This is a genomic window from Akkermansia biwaensis, assembly GCF_026072915.1.
In the GTDB taxonomy this organism is placed as follows: domain Bacteria; phylum Verrucomicrobiota; class Verrucomicrobiia; order Verrucomicrobiales; family Akkermansiaceae; genus Akkermansia; species Akkermansia biwaensis.
On the sequence record NZ_AP025943.1, the window covers coordinates 2,376,271 to 2,392,151 of the forward strand.

General features: G+C 51.1%; 12 protein-coding genes and 2 tRNA genes. 6 read left to right on the forward strand and 8 right to left on the reverse strand.

Annotated features, from left to right (window positions below; all coding sequences use genetic code 11):
* Positions 1-4: 4 nt before the first annotated feature.
* A complete protein-coding gene (locus tag OQH67_RS09805; protein ID WP_215434827.1) occupies positions 5-1,174 on the forward strand; it encodes a glycosyltransferase family 4 protein in 1,170 nt (389 codons plus the stop codon).
* Positions 1,174-2,247: a glycosyltransferase family 2 protein gene (locus OQH67_RS09810; RefSeq protein WP_215458856.1), complete on the forward strand. Its 1,074-nt coding sequence runs from the start codon at positions 1,174-1,176 to the stop codon at positions 2,245-2,247. Before OQH67_RS09805 ends, OQH67_RS09810 begins: the two co-directional genes overlap by 1 nt.
* Positions 2,248-2,261: 14 nt before the next feature.
* On the opposite strand, the gene OQH67_RS09815 is transcribed toward OQH67_RS09810, so the two are convergent.
* A complete protein-coding gene (locus OQH67_RS09815) occupies positions 2,262-3,227 on the reverse strand; it encodes a retropepsin-like aspartic protease (protein WP_215434825.1) in 966 nt (321 codons plus the stop codon).
* 1,346 nt (positions 3,228-4,573) lie between these two features.
* Here OQH67_RS09815 and OQH67_RS09820 point away from each other — a divergent pair.
* Together OQH67_RS09820 and OQH67_RS09825 are read left to right on the forward strand one after the other, a co-directional pair.
* Positions 4,574-5,032, forward strand: coding sequence for a hypothetical protein (locus OQH67_RS09820; RefSeq protein WP_215434824.1), 459 nt, complete (start codon positions 4,574-4,576; stop codon positions 5,030-5,032).
* A gap of 340 nt (positions 5,033-5,372) precedes the next feature.
* Positions 5,373-5,894, forward strand: coding sequence for a hypothetical protein (locus OQH67_RS09825; protein WP_215711718.1), 522 nt, complete (start codon positions 5,373-5,375; stop codon positions 5,892-5,894).
* A 1,314-nt stretch (positions 5,895-7,208) separates the two neighbouring features.
* Here OQH67_RS09825 and OQH67_RS09830 read toward each other — a convergent pair.
* Positions 7,209-7,284 (reverse strand) — tRNA-Ile (locus OQH67_RS09830).
* Between the two features lie 311 nt (positions 7,285-7,595).
* On the opposite strand from OQH67_RS09830, the gene OQH67_RS09835 reads away from it, so the two are divergent.
* On the forward strand, positions 7,596-8,717 hold the full coding sequence (locus OQH67_RS09835) for a glycosyltransferase family 10 domain-containing protein (RefSeq protein WP_215434822.1): 1,122 nt from the start codon (positions 7,596-7,598) through the stop codon (positions 8,715-8,717).
* Between the two features lie 12 nt (positions 8,718-8,729).
* Here OQH67_RS09835 and OQH67_RS09840 read toward each other — a convergent pair whose 3' ends face one another.
* The 4 genes from OQH67_RS09840 to OQH67_RS09855 form a co-directional block, all read right to left on the reverse strand.
* Positions 8,730-8,987, reverse strand: a complete 258-nt coding sequence (locus OQH67_RS09840; protein WP_215434821.1) for a hypothetical protein — start codon at positions 8,985-8,987, stop codon at positions 8,730-8,732.
* 16 nt (positions 8,988-9,003) lie between these two features.
* Positions 9,004-10,509: an MATE family efflux transporter gene (locus tag OQH67_RS09845; RefSeq protein WP_215434820.1), complete on the reverse strand. Its 1,506-nt coding sequence runs from the start codon at positions 10,507-10,509 to the stop codon at positions 9,004-9,006.
* Positions 10,506-11,177 carry a ubiquinone/menaquinone biosynthesis methyltransferase gene (locus tag OQH67_RS09850; protein WP_215434819.1) on the reverse strand — a complete coding sequence of 224 codons (672 nt, stop codon included), beginning with the start codon at positions 11,175-11,177 and terminating at the stop codon, positions 10,506-10,508. The genes OQH67_RS09845 and OQH67_RS09850 overlap by 4 nt, the downstream gene beginning before the upstream one ends.
* A gap of 61 nt (positions 11,178-11,238) precedes the next feature.
* Positions 11,239-11,313: transfer RNA gene (locus OQH67_RS09855), tRNA-His, on the reverse strand.
* 768 nt (positions 11,314-12,081) lie between these two features.
* Between OQH67_RS09855 and OQH67_RS09860 the strand changes: the two genes are divergently transcribed.
* Entirely contained in the window at positions 12,082-12,711 is a 630-nt protein-coding gene (locus OQH67_RS09860; protein WP_215458855.1) for a hypothetical protein, read from the forward strand.
* Positions 12,712-12,763: 52 nt separating this feature from the next.
* Here the strand turns inward: OQH67_RS09860 and dapF are convergent, their stop codons facing one another.
* Both dapF and priA read right to left on the reverse strand, forming a co-directional pair.
* Positions 12,764-13,588 (reverse strand): diaminopimelate epimerase, encoded by an 825-nt coding sequence (gene dapF / locus OQH67_RS09865; RefSeq protein ID WP_215434814.1) that lies wholly within the window; start codon positions 13,586-13,588, stop codon positions 12,764-12,766.
* Positions 13,589-13,647: 59 nt separating this feature from the next.
* Entirely contained in the window at positions 13,648-15,864 is a 2,217-nt protein-coding gene (gene priA, locus OQH67_RS09870; RefSeq protein WP_215434806.1) for a replication restart helicase PriA, read from the reverse strand.
* Positions 15,865-15,881: the final 17 nt, after the last annotated feature.

Sequence of the window (15,881 nt, forward strand, 5' to 3'; positions counted from 1 at the left end):
GAATATGAAGATTGCCTACGTACTGGATGATCTGGACGCGGCGGGAGGAATTCAGGCCGTCACGCGCGCCAAGGCCGCGGCCCTGGCCGCCGTGCCGGGTAATGAAGTCGTTCTGGTGGCGGCCAACGACGCCCGCCGGACTGCGGCGGATTTGCCGCCGGGCGTCAGGGTGGTGACCCTGGGTGTGAATTATTATGAGGACGACTGGAAGGGATTCCTGTATGTGATGAAGGGCATTCTCATCAGGCGCAGGCGCCATGCGGAGGCTCTCCGGAAAACCCTTGGGGAACTGGAGCCGGATATCGTCATTTCCGTAGGACAGTCGGAAAAGTTTATGATTCCCCGGATTTCCCGCGGCAGGCCGTGGAAAACCGTGCGCGAATATCACTACTCCGGCACCTACCGGAAGGATTACGCGCGGCTTCAGGGCGGGATGAGGGCGCGGGTCATGGCCGCCGTTTCCGATTTTTATGAATTCGCGCTCCGCCAGGGCAGTTATGATGCCACGGTGGTGCTTACCCGGCAGGATATGGAGACGAACTGGAAGGGAAGGAAGGGCGTGCACGTGATTCCGAACCCGTGCATCCGCCGGACGGAACGGGCTGCCTCCCTGGACCGCCCCCGCGCGGTTGCCGTGGGACGTCTTGTTCCGGTCAAGGGATTTGACCTTCTGATCCGTGCGTGGGAAAAAGTGGCTGCCGTCCATCCCGGATGGAAACTGGAGATATGGGGGGACGGTCCGGAAAAGGAACCCCTTGAAAACCTTGTCCGGGAAAAGGGGCTGGAAAGGCAGGTGTTTCTGCGCGGGGCTACGCCCGACGTGCAGGAAAAACTGCTGCAGTCCTCCATGCTGGTGTTTTCCTCCCTTTTTGAGGGGTTCGGAATGGTTCTGGTGGAGGCGATGGCGTGCGGCGTGCCTTGCGTGGCATTTGAATGCCCGTGCGGTCCGCGGGATCTGATTGAACCGGAAAAGGACGGCCTGCTGGTTCCGCTCCGGGATACGGACCGTTTGGCGGAGGCCGTCATCCGGATGATTGAACATCCCGAACTGCGGCGCGCCATGGGAGCCGCCGCCCGGAAGAAGGCCGGACTTTATGGTCTGGATGCCATTGCCCATTCCTGGATGGACCTGTTCCATGCATTGAAGAATTCTGAAAACACAAACCTTTCCTGATGACCATGCCACTCGTTTCCATTATCATTCCGTGCTACAATGTAGCCGCATTCATGAAAAAATGCCTGGATACCGTCTGCGCCCAGACGCTCCGGGACATAGAAATCATCTGCATCAATGACGGCTCCACGGACGGAACGCCGGACATCCTGCGGGAATATGAAGCCGCGGACGAAAGAATCCGCATCATCAACCAGCCCAATGCGGGGGTGGCGGCGGCCCGGAATGCCGGGCTGGATGCCGCGTGCGGAAAGTACATCGGGTTTGCCGACCCCGACGACTATGTCTCTCCCGTCATGTTCCAGCGCCTGTATCTGGCGGCGGAACAATATGGCGCGGAACTGGTTTGCATGGGGGCCACGATTGCCGGGGACATGCCGCTCTCCGTCCGGTGGAGCATGCTCAACGGCCTGCAATGCCCGGAATGGCACTGCAGCCATTACGATTTTGCGTCCATGGGAACGTTCAGCGAATTGTGCTGGGACAAGCTTTACCGTGCGGATTTCCTGAAAAAGACGGGCCTCCGCTTCCGGGAGGGAATGAAGCAGGGGAGCGATGCCCTGTTCAACAACCTGCTTCACCCCTATGTGCGGAATATTGTCAAAATACCGGATTGCCTGTACATTTACCGTCCTACTCGTCCGGATTCCCTGGTTAACGTGTACAAGGCCCCGGATAAAAAGGGCTCCGGGTTTTATCCGGCTCTGGAGCGCGTGGACCTGATCGCCGCTGCCTACCGGGAATTGGGCTGTCTGGAAAAAGCCAGGATAACGGTCCTGAACTGGCTGAACGGCAGTATCCAGCTTTTCTCGTCCAACCTGCTCCACCAGACGGCGGGAGAGAAAAAGGAAGCCCTGGATGCGGTCCGCGCCCTGCTGGACAAATACGGCTGGCGAGAATTTGCCCAGTCCCCGGAATCCCCTTTCCGTCTCCTGAAACACATTGCCTGCGGGCACGACTTCCGCGTGAGGTGTGCCCTGTTCGGCCTTTACCGGTTCCTGCATTCCCGCGCCGGAAACAAGCTGGTGGAGCTATGCACCCGGATCATCAACCTGCGCGGAAGCTCCCGGTAGGCGGGCATTCCGGTTCATCTTCCTGCCGTGCAGGCAGGCGCCTGGGGCACTGTCTTCCGGGGCTGGAGGAGGCAGTCGTAAAAAGGCGTGTAAAGCAGGTTGTTGGGAATCAGGTAAAGGCAGCTGTTTTGGGAGTCGTAAACGAGGTTGAAGCGCTTCAGAAGGTTGTTGCCCATGACTCCGTCCATCTCCGGCATGCTCTGGATGCCGCTGGTGACGGTGGAAAACGCTCCGGGAATGAGCGGCAATTTGCAGGCGCCGAGCTGGATGCTGTCGAAAATGACGTTCTCTAGCCTGCCCTTATTGGTATCGGAACTGGAAATGCTGGAGACGGAGAACGGAACCTGGCTGCCCAGGAGGCGGTGCTTGTTGACAAAGGGGGTATTGAGGTCCAGAACGCGGTCGGAACCCGTATCCACCGACAGGCGGAGCTGGTAAACCTTCCCGTTGACCGTTGCCTGGGCGGGAACTACGGGGATTCCCATCACGTATTCCATCTTCAGGCGGATGGCGTCCGGCGGCGGTGTGTAGGAACCGTGCGGATACAGGTAGATTTTCCGGTCCGTGTAATTGACTTCCGTGACCTGCCGCTGGATGAACCAGAGGCCAAGAACGCCGTCCCACTGGTCACGGGCGTAGGGAATGGCGATGAAGGGGACGCCGGCCAGGGACTGCTTTCCGACGGAAAATTTGTTTTCCGCGCTTTTGCGGACCTCATTGGAACCCGTGGCACCGTAATTCACAATAGTTTCATTGAACTCCATCGGGATTCCTTCCAGGGAATTGCTGTTGATGACCATGGAAGTGGCGCCGGTATCAAAAAGGAAGAGCAGGGGCCGGCTGCCGTTGACATGGCATTTCACGTAAATGCGGCTGGCGGTTCCGAGCTCGAACGGAATGCTGTCACTGGGAATGTTGGCGCTCCAGGCGCAGGGAAGGAGCCCCAGCAGAGCGGCAAAAAACGGCAGCAATCTTTTCATGCGTATCATCCCTGTAGTTTGGTTGACAAATAGTGTGTATTTTCCAGAGATGCCCGTTGAGAGAATCTCCTGGGACGGTTGCTCGTTGGCGTGCATCCTTATAACCGATCAAGGGCGGCCCAACAATGCAAAAAGGGAGCTTCAAAGATTCCAGATGATTTAAAGGTTGCAGCAAATTATCTTTTTGGAAGAGGGGAGAAAACAGGATGCAAGTAGGAAATAGGAAATTTATTATACCGCAGAGAAAAAAGATATTTTCTGAATTTCTCTCCCAGAAGATGACTCGGAAAACCCAACTCGTGATCATATGGATGCTTATGATGGAAATGAATTGGTTACATAAATATTATGATAGACACTATTATTTCCTAACATAAATACGGGAAATCCGTGTGAATTGCGTTGACATCGGATACGGACATATGGTACGAGAAGGGCGATTCTCAGGAACTACCCTCGTTTTTTTGTTAATCATTAACCCCAAACCTTGTGTATCCTATGAACCTCCGAATTTTTGAGCGGTTATTTCCGATACGACCAATCGTCCGGCTCCTTACCATACTCACCTTTACCACCTACACCATGGGCTCCTTGAAGTAAAAAATTCTGGGTTTATGTCTGAGTTATTATGGGTTCTGGTTTCATCTTTTTTGATGGGCTGGCTGATATCTAAAACTAAACAGGAAGAGAATTTTTATAAAAAAGGAAGTTTAATATATAGTTAAAAGATACAAAATAACGGCTGAGATCATGGGATCTCTGTCTTTTATTATTTGGTGTGGACTCCTTCTGGTAGCTCTATCCCAATCTGTTGGGTATGTAGCGATTGCCATATTCTTAAGTTCTTTATACACGTTGTTGATGGCTTGCATGTCTATTGCTCTATACATTTTTTGTAAATAAATAAGCATGGGAGTCCGGATGAAGCTTGCATGGCACTTGCTGCCAGCGGAAACATGTCTCCCAGACACCTGAAACAAATACAGTTTTTCTTGTGGGGATGTCTTGTTCCGGTCTTTTCTATTCACCTATTCGTTTAATACTAAATATCTAATTTATCGGACAGCATGAACAGGGCCATTTAGAGGATATACTTGCTCCCAACTCAAAAATAGTATTCGATGGCAGGTAGAAACCTTATTCAGCGGCAAGAGGGAATTATCAGTCCGGCGTACGGATGCGAATTGATAGAGTCTGGCATGAAAGCACATAATACAGAGATAAGATGCCCGCGGGAATTTTTAACAAAGCTAAAGATAAGCAAAACAAGTACGAATAGAATAAATACAAGAATTGGTATCTATCTCCCGTTCGTTTGGCAGAATATAAGAACACCTTAAAAAATTATGATGATGAAATTTATTTTATTGTTGGCGGCATTTGCCGCAGTAAATATAGAAGCTTCTCCCATATTGGTCGATACAACCAAATTCCTGGTGCTTTCAGGAAAGAGCCCCTATATATCTTTAGAAATAACAGAGATGGAAGATATGTTTGAATGTTATGTTGTTTTAAAGCCAATGAATGGTGGAGATAAAATAAATTTTCAAGTTTATCATTATAATGATGAAACTTCTGACATTAAAACGATTTTAGATGTTGCAAGCAAGCATGAGATTGAAATGTCATTTGCCATAAAAAAAGATGATCTTGAAAAATTGACATACAGTGCCGTGAACACTCCCCAAGGATGTTTCGGTGGCATGGGGTATTTTGAAAGACAGAGTAAAGAAGTATTTGTTTTTCCGGATAGTGATACAGTATATTTTATCGAAAACATCCGAGATTTTATCAAAAAGAAATAACCGTTTCCCCAAAATATATTTGAGTGATTTTCGATACCGTTGACACGCACCTTTTTTCTTACAAATCCATGAACCGGAAATTAAAAAATTCTATATTATTTTATTGATTTCTGAATGAGTATTTTTAGCTTGATACGATGTAAGGGAGAGTAATTCCCACAGGAAGAAATATTGATTGACAACAGTTTTTAGAAACGATTGTTCATGACAAAGTAATTCATCTGCATCTTTTCCAATTGAAGTTTGGGGTAATTTTACATTGAACGAACAGAAAACTATTATTAATTCTATGAATATTTGCATGAATATTTTATGTAATAGAATTTATATAATTCTGTTAATGATTATTCTCAGTGGGTGCGATAAATCTCCCCCTCAACCCGATACATGGGAAAAAATGATGGCGAATACTCTGGGTGTTCCACAAAATTCATGGAGGCTGCATACTTCAATGCGGGGGAGAATAAGAATAATTTATATTTTCCAAACTGATCAGCAATGGACGGATTGCATTCACCTGCAGGCCTTGAAATTACAAGACGGACTGGACGCAAAAGTTTCTTATTCAGGCATAAGTACAGATAATATTCTGGATATTTCAGGAGTAAAAAATGATTTTAATGAAGAAATAATAAAAAATCATGAAATCTACTCATTGATAAATGATGATTTCTTAAAAGGCGATCTTACTCCGTATAGTATGTTACACATTCGGGAAAAATTCCTGAATCAAGAAAATGGAATAGATAAACATAAATTGATGACATTTCCGTTTGGAGAGATTTTCATATTATATAAAAAAATATTTCAGGGAGATAAATATTTGGCAATAGTAGCCATTTCTCCTCATGACAGATGGTGAAAAATACATTTGATTAGTTTACAGTTAATAAAGTCGTTTTTTATCGAGTATCCCTACGGTGAGTAATCGAAAGATCATCCCGTTGATCCTTATTCGGGGATGGCCAGTTCCATTGGCTATGGGATGAAGAATGCTGACTCTAAATGGGAGTTATGGAAATAGACAAAAGTATAAAACACCAAACAGGCCCAGGGGAAATTTTAATGAAAAAGAGAATAGAATGAAGTATTCACTCATAATCATTTTTTTAATAATCCTGCAATCATGTTGCTCTTTAAATGTTAAAGAAGTTTCTCATTCTCAGCTGGTATATCCTTTAGTCACGCAAACAGCTCCTCCTTCTCTATATTACTATGGAACGCATGAAGGCTATGATTATTTTTCTATTTTGTTTACGAAGTACAAAGTTCTTGGAAGCAATATGAACGATCAATTCAGATTTGATTTCACATCCTGGAATAAAACCCACAGAATGGAAATGCATGTGCACATGCTGGAGTTAATTCCTCAGACAATTTACGAATCAGAAGTGTATCATAAAAACAGTCGACCCGTTCTTGAAGAGAAATCAAAAAAATGTAATTATTATTAAACGGACCTATATGTAGGCTTGGCGTGCGCATAGGTAAGCGTGTTTAATGGCGGGCAAGGATTCCCTTGCTCTGGACAACGCCCTTCATCATGTGATTGTCTGAAAGGAAAGGTAGAATGAGGTCCGTTCCTCTGTTGGAGAAACGTTTCTGAAATCTGCCTTTCACAAAGATAAAAAGCCAGGGGCGTAATGGTGAAAAGGCCATGGAGAGCATTGTTGTACCAGTCAGCTTGCCGGGAAAAGTCCATGTCATGGTAAAAGAATATTTGCCGTCTCAGTAGTTTTTTTAGATTTATTGAAGTTATTAAAATTATGTGACTTATGAAATAGTTTTAATTTTTATAGCTTCCAGTCAATTGTCATCTGTAACTCCGACAACTTATTTCGATGAATCGCGAGCATAAAAATTTCGCCATTACCGGATGTTTTATACAATTCACACATCCTCTGCATAGATGTTATTGTACGACTTAGTGGCCCACAAAGTCTGCAATAGTGATGAGAAGCTTTCCTGCTTTCCAGTTCTTCTGGCAGCTATTCGTAATTCTGGAAATGACTTCTCTACTCATGTGTTTTCCGCCACTGCGGCAAACATGGTAGTGCTAAAGTGGTGCCATTTTCCTCACGTTTTGGTGCGTTTTTACACGTTTTTAATAATTTTTGAGAGGAATAGAAAGAGAAAGAAAAAGCCCCACAAGTAGTTAACTTGTAAGGCTTTGTTTTGGTAGGCCCGGTAGGGTTCGAACCTACGACCAAGGGATTATGAGTCCCCTGCTCTAACCGCTGAGCTACGAGCCCGTTGAAGAACAACGTGCGAAAATATTAGCAGAATCCGGCGGGGAAGGCAAAGTTTTTATCCCGCTATGAACGTTTTGGATTTGCAGAAGATATGCCCTTAAAAATCAGGTACGGAGGATATGCGCCCATCAGAGTACCTATTTCCAGGGGAGATTGCTGCCATAAGAAAGGCTGGTGAAAGCCATTGCAGATGGATGAAATCCGCAGATGATTTTCTTTTGGAAATCGAAGCAGGGAATCTTTCCATGGAACTGGACAATTGTTTTACGTGTTCCTGATTTGCCTTTTAATAGCACGCAGGATGCAAAGTCATGTTCCTGCCTTCCGTGCCAATTGACTGTTTGTGGGGAATTTGTATAATAATTTCATCGATTTTGAACAATATTAGGATGAAGGTAAAAGTTGGTTTCATAGAGGGCGCCGAGGAATGGCAAATTAATTTTTTTCTACGGCGTTTCCAGAAGATTGATGGATCTGTTCTTGAGTTTGAAATTGATAAGGAAAGGGCTGATTTTCTTATTGCCTTCCCTTGGTTATATATGTCTTCCAGAGAGAATTATCTTCAGTTTCTGGAGGAATCCCGCGGAAAGATTGTTATCATGGATGTACTGGGAGAGGCTCTGGCTCCCAATTTGAATTTGTTTGATTACCATATCGGTTTTGACGCGCCTGATGACGATGGGCGGCTGCTTTGCATGTCCTATCTTTTTGATTTGAGGATGAAATTAAAAGATCTTCACACAATGAATCCGGACGATGCATTATGCGGGAAAGACGGATTTTGCAATTATATTTATTCCCACGGCCTGGGGCATCCGTACCGCATCCAGTTGTTTTCCGAGCTTTCCGCCTACAAGAAGGTGGATGCAATAGGAAAGCATTTAAATAATACGCCATGCCTTATTCCAAGAGAGGCGGAGGACTGGCTGGCAGGAAGCGTTTTATTGAAAAAACCCTATAAGTTTTCCATAGCGTGTGAAAATAGCTGGTACCGGAGATATACGACGGAGAAGATAATAACGAGTTTTCTGGCCTGCACCGTTCCCGTTTACTGGGGTAATCCTCTGGTTGAGGAAGAATATAATCCGAAGGCTTTTATTAATTGTCATCGTTATTCATCCTTGAAGGAAGTTGTAGCGGAGATCAAAAGAATTGATGAAGATGAAGCATTATGGAAAGCCATGATGGCTGAACCCAGGCGGCTGCCGTGGCAGATTGAGCGGGAACAGGAGAAGAAGGATAAATTTAATGCAGAGTTGATGAAAATTTTTACTTCTCCCGTTGAACATGTGAGAAAAAGGGGTGACGGCCTTTGGATGAACAATTACAGAAATTTTTTCACCGATAAGATGACTATGAAGAAGGAAGATGACCGGAAGAAATTGAAGTCTGCTCTGAAGGAGTGGAATAAAAGGCTGTTTCCCAGGTTTTAAGGAGTATGGTGATTATAGCCTGCTATTTGTTTCCTGCCTGTTGCTGTGCGGCGGGAAACCGGGCAGCCATTTTGATGGGCGGAGGAAGAAAGAAGCTGGTAGTTCTTCCTGGCAGGACTGGAGGAACAGGCTGCTTGAAGAGGTCATTCCGATAAGGTGCTGCTCCGCTTGTTGGACCGGATGGCCGTAGCCAATCAGGCCGGGGAAGAAATTGACGGGATTGGAATGGGAAGATGGTGTTTTCTCCTCAGGCTCGTTTTCCTGTCGCAAGGACGGGCACAGGAGGTTACACTTGTAGCTTCGTCCAGCTCCGTCCTTTGACGATTTTATAAAGAATTACGGATTGCACGGCCATTTCAAAGGCGAAGAGCATCCAGATGCCCCACAGGGTCATGGTTTCCGGGGCCAGCTTGAACCAGGCCCAGGTACACCCCACCCGGAAGAAGCCCATGATGCCGTAGGATACGAGCATGACCCGCCGCGTGTCTCCCGCACCGCGCAGGGACATTTTCATCACGATGCAGGCTGCAAAGAAGGGTTCCACCAGGAGCATGGTGCGCAGGACGGGGATGCCCGTGTCAATGAGCGTCATGTTTCCATTGGAGAATATCTGCATGAAGAGGGCGGGGAAGGCGCAGAAGAGCACACCCAGGCCTGTCATGAAGATGAGGGCGTACCGCATGCATTTCCAGATGGTGATGCGGGCCATCAGCGCATTCCTGGCGCCCAGGTACTGCCCCACCAGTGTGGAGGCTGCCATGCCGATGGCGAAGCCGGGCAGGAAGCTGAGGGATTCAATGCGCACGGCAATGTTGTGGACGCCCAGCACGCCCGTGATGGGAAGCTCGCTGATGATGGAGAGACAGAACATCTGGATGCCCCACATGCCGAATACTTCCACCGCCTGCGGGAGGCCGATTTTCAGGATGCGCTTCTGCATGCCCATGTCCGGCCGGAGATGGGAGAAGGAGAGGTACAGAGGCGGCGCATAGTGTTCTCCCTTTTCCCTGACCAGTTCTTCCAGGGACAGACCGGGATGTTCCGCGAAGATTTTTTTCCTGCGCCGCAGCATGATGAAGAGAAGCAGGCACATGCTGATACCGTAGCCGCAGACCGTTCCCGCCGCGATGCCGCCGATGCGCCAGCCGCCCAGCGGGGCTTCCGCAAAGACGAAGAGGACGCTGAAGATGACATTGAGGATGCCCACATTCATCATGATCCAGAAGGGCAACCGGGTATCCCCGGAACCGCGAAGCGCCGCGTTGACGGCAAAGACCACGCCGCTGAAGGGGGCCGCGAATGCGGCTACATACACGTATTGCAGGGCGTATTCCCGCGCGGCTTCATTCATGGTCAACACGTGGGTGACCAGGAATCCGCTGCATGCAAAGAGCAGCCCGCAGGAGATGATCCCGGCGAGCAGGCCGAGCATGGCGGCCTGGTGCAGCCCGTGCTGGGCCTGGGAGTAGTCCCTGGCCCCCGTCATGCGGGAAACGATGGCTGTGGCTCCCATCATGATGGAACCCTGGATCACAAAGCCGAACCACATGAGGAATACGACGGCTCCCATGCCGTCGGAGATGTTGATGGTGTCCTGGGCGTCCACCCCTATCTTGGTGGCGATGAAAAGGTCCGACGAGGTGACGAAGAAGCTCAGCAGCTGTTCCAGAAAGGGCCAGAAGGCAATGACGGCTATCTGCCGGGGCAGTGAAAGCCCGGCCAGTTTGCCGCCCAGCCGCGCACGGGAAGCCCGGCCGCGGATGATGCCTTCTCTTGCGTCTCCCGCACTCATTTCTGGGCCGTGTAAATGCTGGCGATGCCTCCGTTGAGGGGTTCCGCCGTGATATTGGTGTACCCGCAGTTCCGGAGCAGGTTTTTCATATCTTCTCCGCTGGGGAACGCTTCAATGCTGTCGGCCAGGTAGTCGTAGGCCTCGCGGTGGCCGGTCATCCATCCGGCGATGAGCGGAAGGATGCGGTGCAGGTAGAAACGGTAAGGGCGCTTCAGCAGGTTTTCAGGCAGGGAAAAGTCCAGGATGAGCAGGTGCCCTCCGGGGCGCAGCATGCGTCCCATTTCCTTCAGGGCGTCCGGATAGCTGGCCATGTTGCGCAGCCCGAAGGCTACGGTGACGGCATCGTAGGAAGCGGAGGGGAAGGGAAGGTTCATGGCATCCGCACAAACCAGATTCGTCAGTCCCCGTTCAGCGGCTACATCCAGCATGGGCTGGCAGAAGTCGGACCCCGTCAGGCGTATTTCCGGCATGGCGCGCAGGATGGCCAGGGCCAGGTCGCCCGTGCCGGTGGCCAGATCCAGCAGGCGTTTCGGCTTCCATTCCGAGACCAGCTGAACGACACGCTGCCGCCACAGCAGGTCCACCCCCATGCTCAAGACATGGTTGGTGGCTACATAACGCGTTGCAATGGCGGAGAAGGCGGCTTTGACGAATTCGGGGTTGCGCATGCGAACGGAGAGGGGGTGAAGTAAAAAAGAGCACCGGAAGTGCTCTTTTTTAGGAAAGGGATGGGGTGTCGGACGGGGCTCGAACCCGCAACAACCAGAATCACAATCTGGGGCTCTACCATTGAACTACCGACACCATGTAGTGTTGTGGTGCGGCAAACATTACCCGCGCATATTCATTTTGGCAAGAAGAAAATAAGTTTGGCGATTGTTTTTAGAGAAAAATCTTCCAAAGATGAAAATTGCTGTTTCATTGGGATAAATATTTGTTTCCCGTTTGGAAAACTATGACAGTGGGGAATGATGTTTTATTGTGCTGGCGGGGTTTTTAGGTAAACTTTTTCATTATGCTCGTTGACATGGTAAATTCCTCCTCTGGGGCCGACCCGGTACACTTTTGTGTTCCGGGCGGAGAGGAGAGATTGTGCCCGGCGCGTTCCGGGTGTCGTGTGAGCGCAGAGAGGCTCGTAATCCGGCAGGAGCGGCTTGTGGGTGCATTGGGAAAGGAGAGGAAAGACTGTCATGGCAGAGGCTGTGAACAGAAGCGGCGGTTTCATGATGACGTCAATTTCTATTTCGGGAAGCTGCTTTGTCAAGCTTCCGAATGGAAGTGAATGCTTTTGGAAAAATGGAAAGGAATTTTTATTTATTTTTTGAAAACGTTTGTTTGAATTTATTTTGTTTCCAATTATTATTACCGCTGTTCCAACGCTCTCACGTTTCTCAAAAAACTAAATTCCAATAATTATTGCCTATGAACATTCTTCCTCACATTCCTTTGCTATCTACTGTATTTATAGGAATGGGCTATTATTTGTTCCCGTTCAGCATTGTTTTATTATGGTTTTTGACTGATTCCAGAAAAACAAAATATTTGCTTCTTGTGGCCTTGGTCCTACTGAGCATGATCTGCATGTTTCTTGAAGAGGCGTGCTGCCCCAGCAGGGAGTATCCGTGGGACTGCATGGTGGAGTGCATATTCAAGGGGATATTGGTGCCTTTGCTTTGCCTGCTGGGTTATACCGTATATGTGTTTTTGTGTACTTGTCTTCCTTCCGGAAAAAATAAATGGAAAGGCGTGGGGTTTGTGGCCCTGGGCGTTATGAGTCTGGCGTTCGAGTATGTGAATGCCAGTTTTTCAATCATGCTGCTCACGGGGTATTTCCTCCTCTTCATCATGAGAAGGAAGTTTCAATCCCATGCGCCTTTGGTGAGGAAATGCAATGCCGTGCTCGCCTTGGGCGTGATTCCTGGTATTTGCGTGATCGGCGTCGTGTGCGCCGTTTTGTTTCCACCGCCCCAGGATTACCTCTGTGAAAGAATCCAGGAGGAAATGAAGCGGGATATGGCCGTGTGGAATTACCGGAACAACCTGATGCTGCTGTCCTCCCGTTTTCTGGGCATGGAACAGGGAAGCGACGGCATCACCGTGAAGTATTATTGTGAGACGAACATGGGGCCTGCCGTGTACAAGGCATTCTGCAACGGCTATGGAGGCTACAAGAGGGCTGAGTGCGTTTTACTGAAAAAATAACAGGCGGAGACGTTTGCTTCCGTCCCTGCCCGTTTCCTTGAATGGAGGTGGTTCAGACTTCAATGTCCCCTTCAAAGACAAGGTCCGCCGGCCCGGTGAGGGTGACGTTGGTGAAGTGGTCTCCCGTGCGTGTGAAGCCGACTTCCAGCGTGTCTCCACCCGCTACGTCCACTTTGATGGGGGAAGGAGCATCCGTCAGTACGGCGTGAATCAGGGCGCTGGCAGTCATGCCGGTGCCGCAGGCAAGCGTTTCGTCCTCCACTCCCCGTTCATAGGTGCGTATGGCGATGTGGCGGGGAGACAGCACTTCTGCGAAGTTGGCGTTGGTGCCCTTGGGGGAGAAAGAGTCATGGTAGCGCAGGTAGGCTCCCATGTTGACGATGTCCGCGTCTTCCAGACTGTCCAGGAAAGCCACGGCATGGGGGACGCCGGTGTTCAGGAAATGGACGTCCGTTCCGACGACGTGGTCTGCATTCAGCACAAAAAGCTGGAGGGAATGCGGTTCCGTCAGGTTGACGGTGACATTGCCGTCCTCCCTGAAGGAGGCGGTGACGATGCCCGCCATGGTTTCGAAGGGAAGGGGCTTGGTCCGGTCATGGCGGAGCAGGGCTGCGGCAAAGTTGCCGAAACAGCGCGCTCCGTTGCCGCACATTTCCGCTTCTCCGCCGTCGGAATTGTAATAGCGCATGCGCACCGCACCGCCTTTTCCCTGGGAGGACTCCACGGCAATCAGGCCGTCCGCGCCGATGCCGAAGCGGCGGTCACACAGGGCTTCTATGGTTTCCTTGTCCAGCACGGAAGAGAGGCTTTCGTCGCGGTTGTCCACCATGACAAAGTCATTGCCGGCGCCCGTCATTTTATAGAAATGAAGTAGCATAATAGTAAGTTGCGTTGTGCGGAAATCCTAGTCCCACCCCCCTGTTTTGGCAAGACAGCTTACATGAATGACATGGCGTCCACGTCAATGACGGCCGTCAGGTCGTCTCCCAGCCCGGCTTCCTGCACCAGCTTTCTGAGTGCGCGTGAGATGGCGCGCGCGGAAGGTCCCTTGACCGTGATCTGGTACCTGAACTGGCCGTGGGCACGGGGAATGGGCGCGGGCATTGGGTCCGTCATCGTCGTGTCCGGCGGCAGCATTCCGCGGAGCCTGGCTCCCAGGGTCCGGGTGGCGAATTCCGCCATGTTTTCATGCTGGGAACGGATCGTCAGCACGGCGATGTGGGTGAAGGGCGGAAGATCGAAGGCACGGCGCACTTCCAGTTCCTGAGCCGCGTAGCCGTCCGTATCATGATGCCGTGCATATTGCAGGGAGGGGGACTGCGGGGTGAACGTCTGGATAATGACTTCCCCGGACAGGTCTCCGCGGCCTGCGCGGCCCGCCACCTGCGTCAGGAGCTGGAAGGTGCGTTCGCCTGCCCGCGGGTCGGGAATGTAAAGGCCCAGGTCCGCATTGAGCACACCCACCAGTGTGACGCCCGGAAAATCCAGGCCTTTGGCGATCATCTGGGTTCCCAACAGAATGTCTATTTTACGGGCCCGGAACTGGTTCAGGATGTCTCTGACGGCGTTTTTCCTCCGCGCCACGTCTGCGTCCACGCGCGTGATGCGCGCCGCGGGAAAGGTGCGGCGCAGGATTTCCTCCACTTTCTGGGTACCGTAGCCCTGGAGAAGGATGCTGGCGGATTTGCATTCCGGGCAGGTTCTGGGCACCAGGGACTTGAAACCGCACAAATGGCACATCAGGCGGTCTTCCGTGCGGTGGTAGGTGAGGGGAAGGGAACAGTGCATGCACGTGATGACGTGCCCGCAGTCCGGGCACTGGATGGAACGTGCGAATCCGCGGCGATTGAGCAGCAGGATCACTTGCTCCCCCCTGTCCAGGCGGCGGTCGATGGACATTCTGAGGCGTTCCGAAAGCACATTGGGGCCGGCTTTGTTTTTACCCTCCGTTTTCATGTCCAGAATGCGGATCAGCGGCAGTTGCTGGCCGTCCGCACGTTCCGTCAGCCTGGCCAGGGCGTATTTTCCGGTCTGGGCGTTGTGGATGCTTTCCAGGGACGGCGTGGCGGACCCCAGGACGACGGCACAGCCTTCCAGATGGGCGCGCAGGACCGCCAGGTCGCGGCCGTGGTAGCGGGGTGAGCTTTCCTGCTTATAGGAGGCGTCGTGCTCTTCATCCACAATAATCAGGCCCAGATTCTGGAGAGGAGCGAAGACGGCGGAGCGGGGCCCGACGACGATACGCGCCTTTCCGGACCGGATAGCATGCCATTCGTCAAAGCGCTCTCCGTCGGAGAGCAGGCTGTGAAGTACGGCCACGGAAGAAGGCATGTCCGCAAAGCGGGATTTGAAACGCTGGACGGTCTGGGGCGTCAGGGAGATTTCCGGCACCATGATCAGGGCGGATTTCCCCTCCTGCACGATTTGGGAGACCGCCTGGAGATAAACTTCCGTCTTGCCGGAACCGGTAACGCCCTGAAGGAGTACCGGCCTTTTGGTTTCCGCCCGGCACATGGCCGTGACAGCTTCCAGGGCTTTTTCCTGCTGGGGATTCAGCTTCATGGACAGGCTGGGGGCGAATTGCTCCCCGGTCATAGGGTCCCGGTGGACGGATTCCTCCCGCAGGGAAATGAAGCCTTTGCCTGCCAGGCCGCGGGCGATGTTCAGGGCCCCGGGGCCGAATTCCGACAGAGGAGCCGCCTTCTGTTCCGTCGTTGAAAAATAATCCAGCATTTGAGCCTGGCGGGGAGCCTTGCGGTACAGTGCGTCCAGTTCTTCCCGGGTTGGCTGTTTTTCCAGATGCACCATTTTGCGGATTTTCTCCGACGTGTTTTCCTGCCGGACGGTTTCCGGCAGCAGGCAGCGGATCATCTGGTCCAGGGCGACGGAATAATAGTCGGCGGCCCATGCGGCCAGATCCATCATCACTGGGGAAATCAGCGGTTCCGGGTCAATCAGCTTGAGAATCGGCTTGAGCCTGTCCTGCCACGCCGGGTCGGGCTCGGAAAGGGTAAGAACGGTTCCCGTAGCCGTTCTGTTGCGCAGGGGAATCTGCACGCGGCATCCGGGCCGGACGTTTCCGGCTTCCGGAGGAATGCCGTAATCCAGCACCAGGTCGCTTTGACCGTCAACCAGGATGCGCGCCGCCAGCATGGGATGAAAAATGAAAG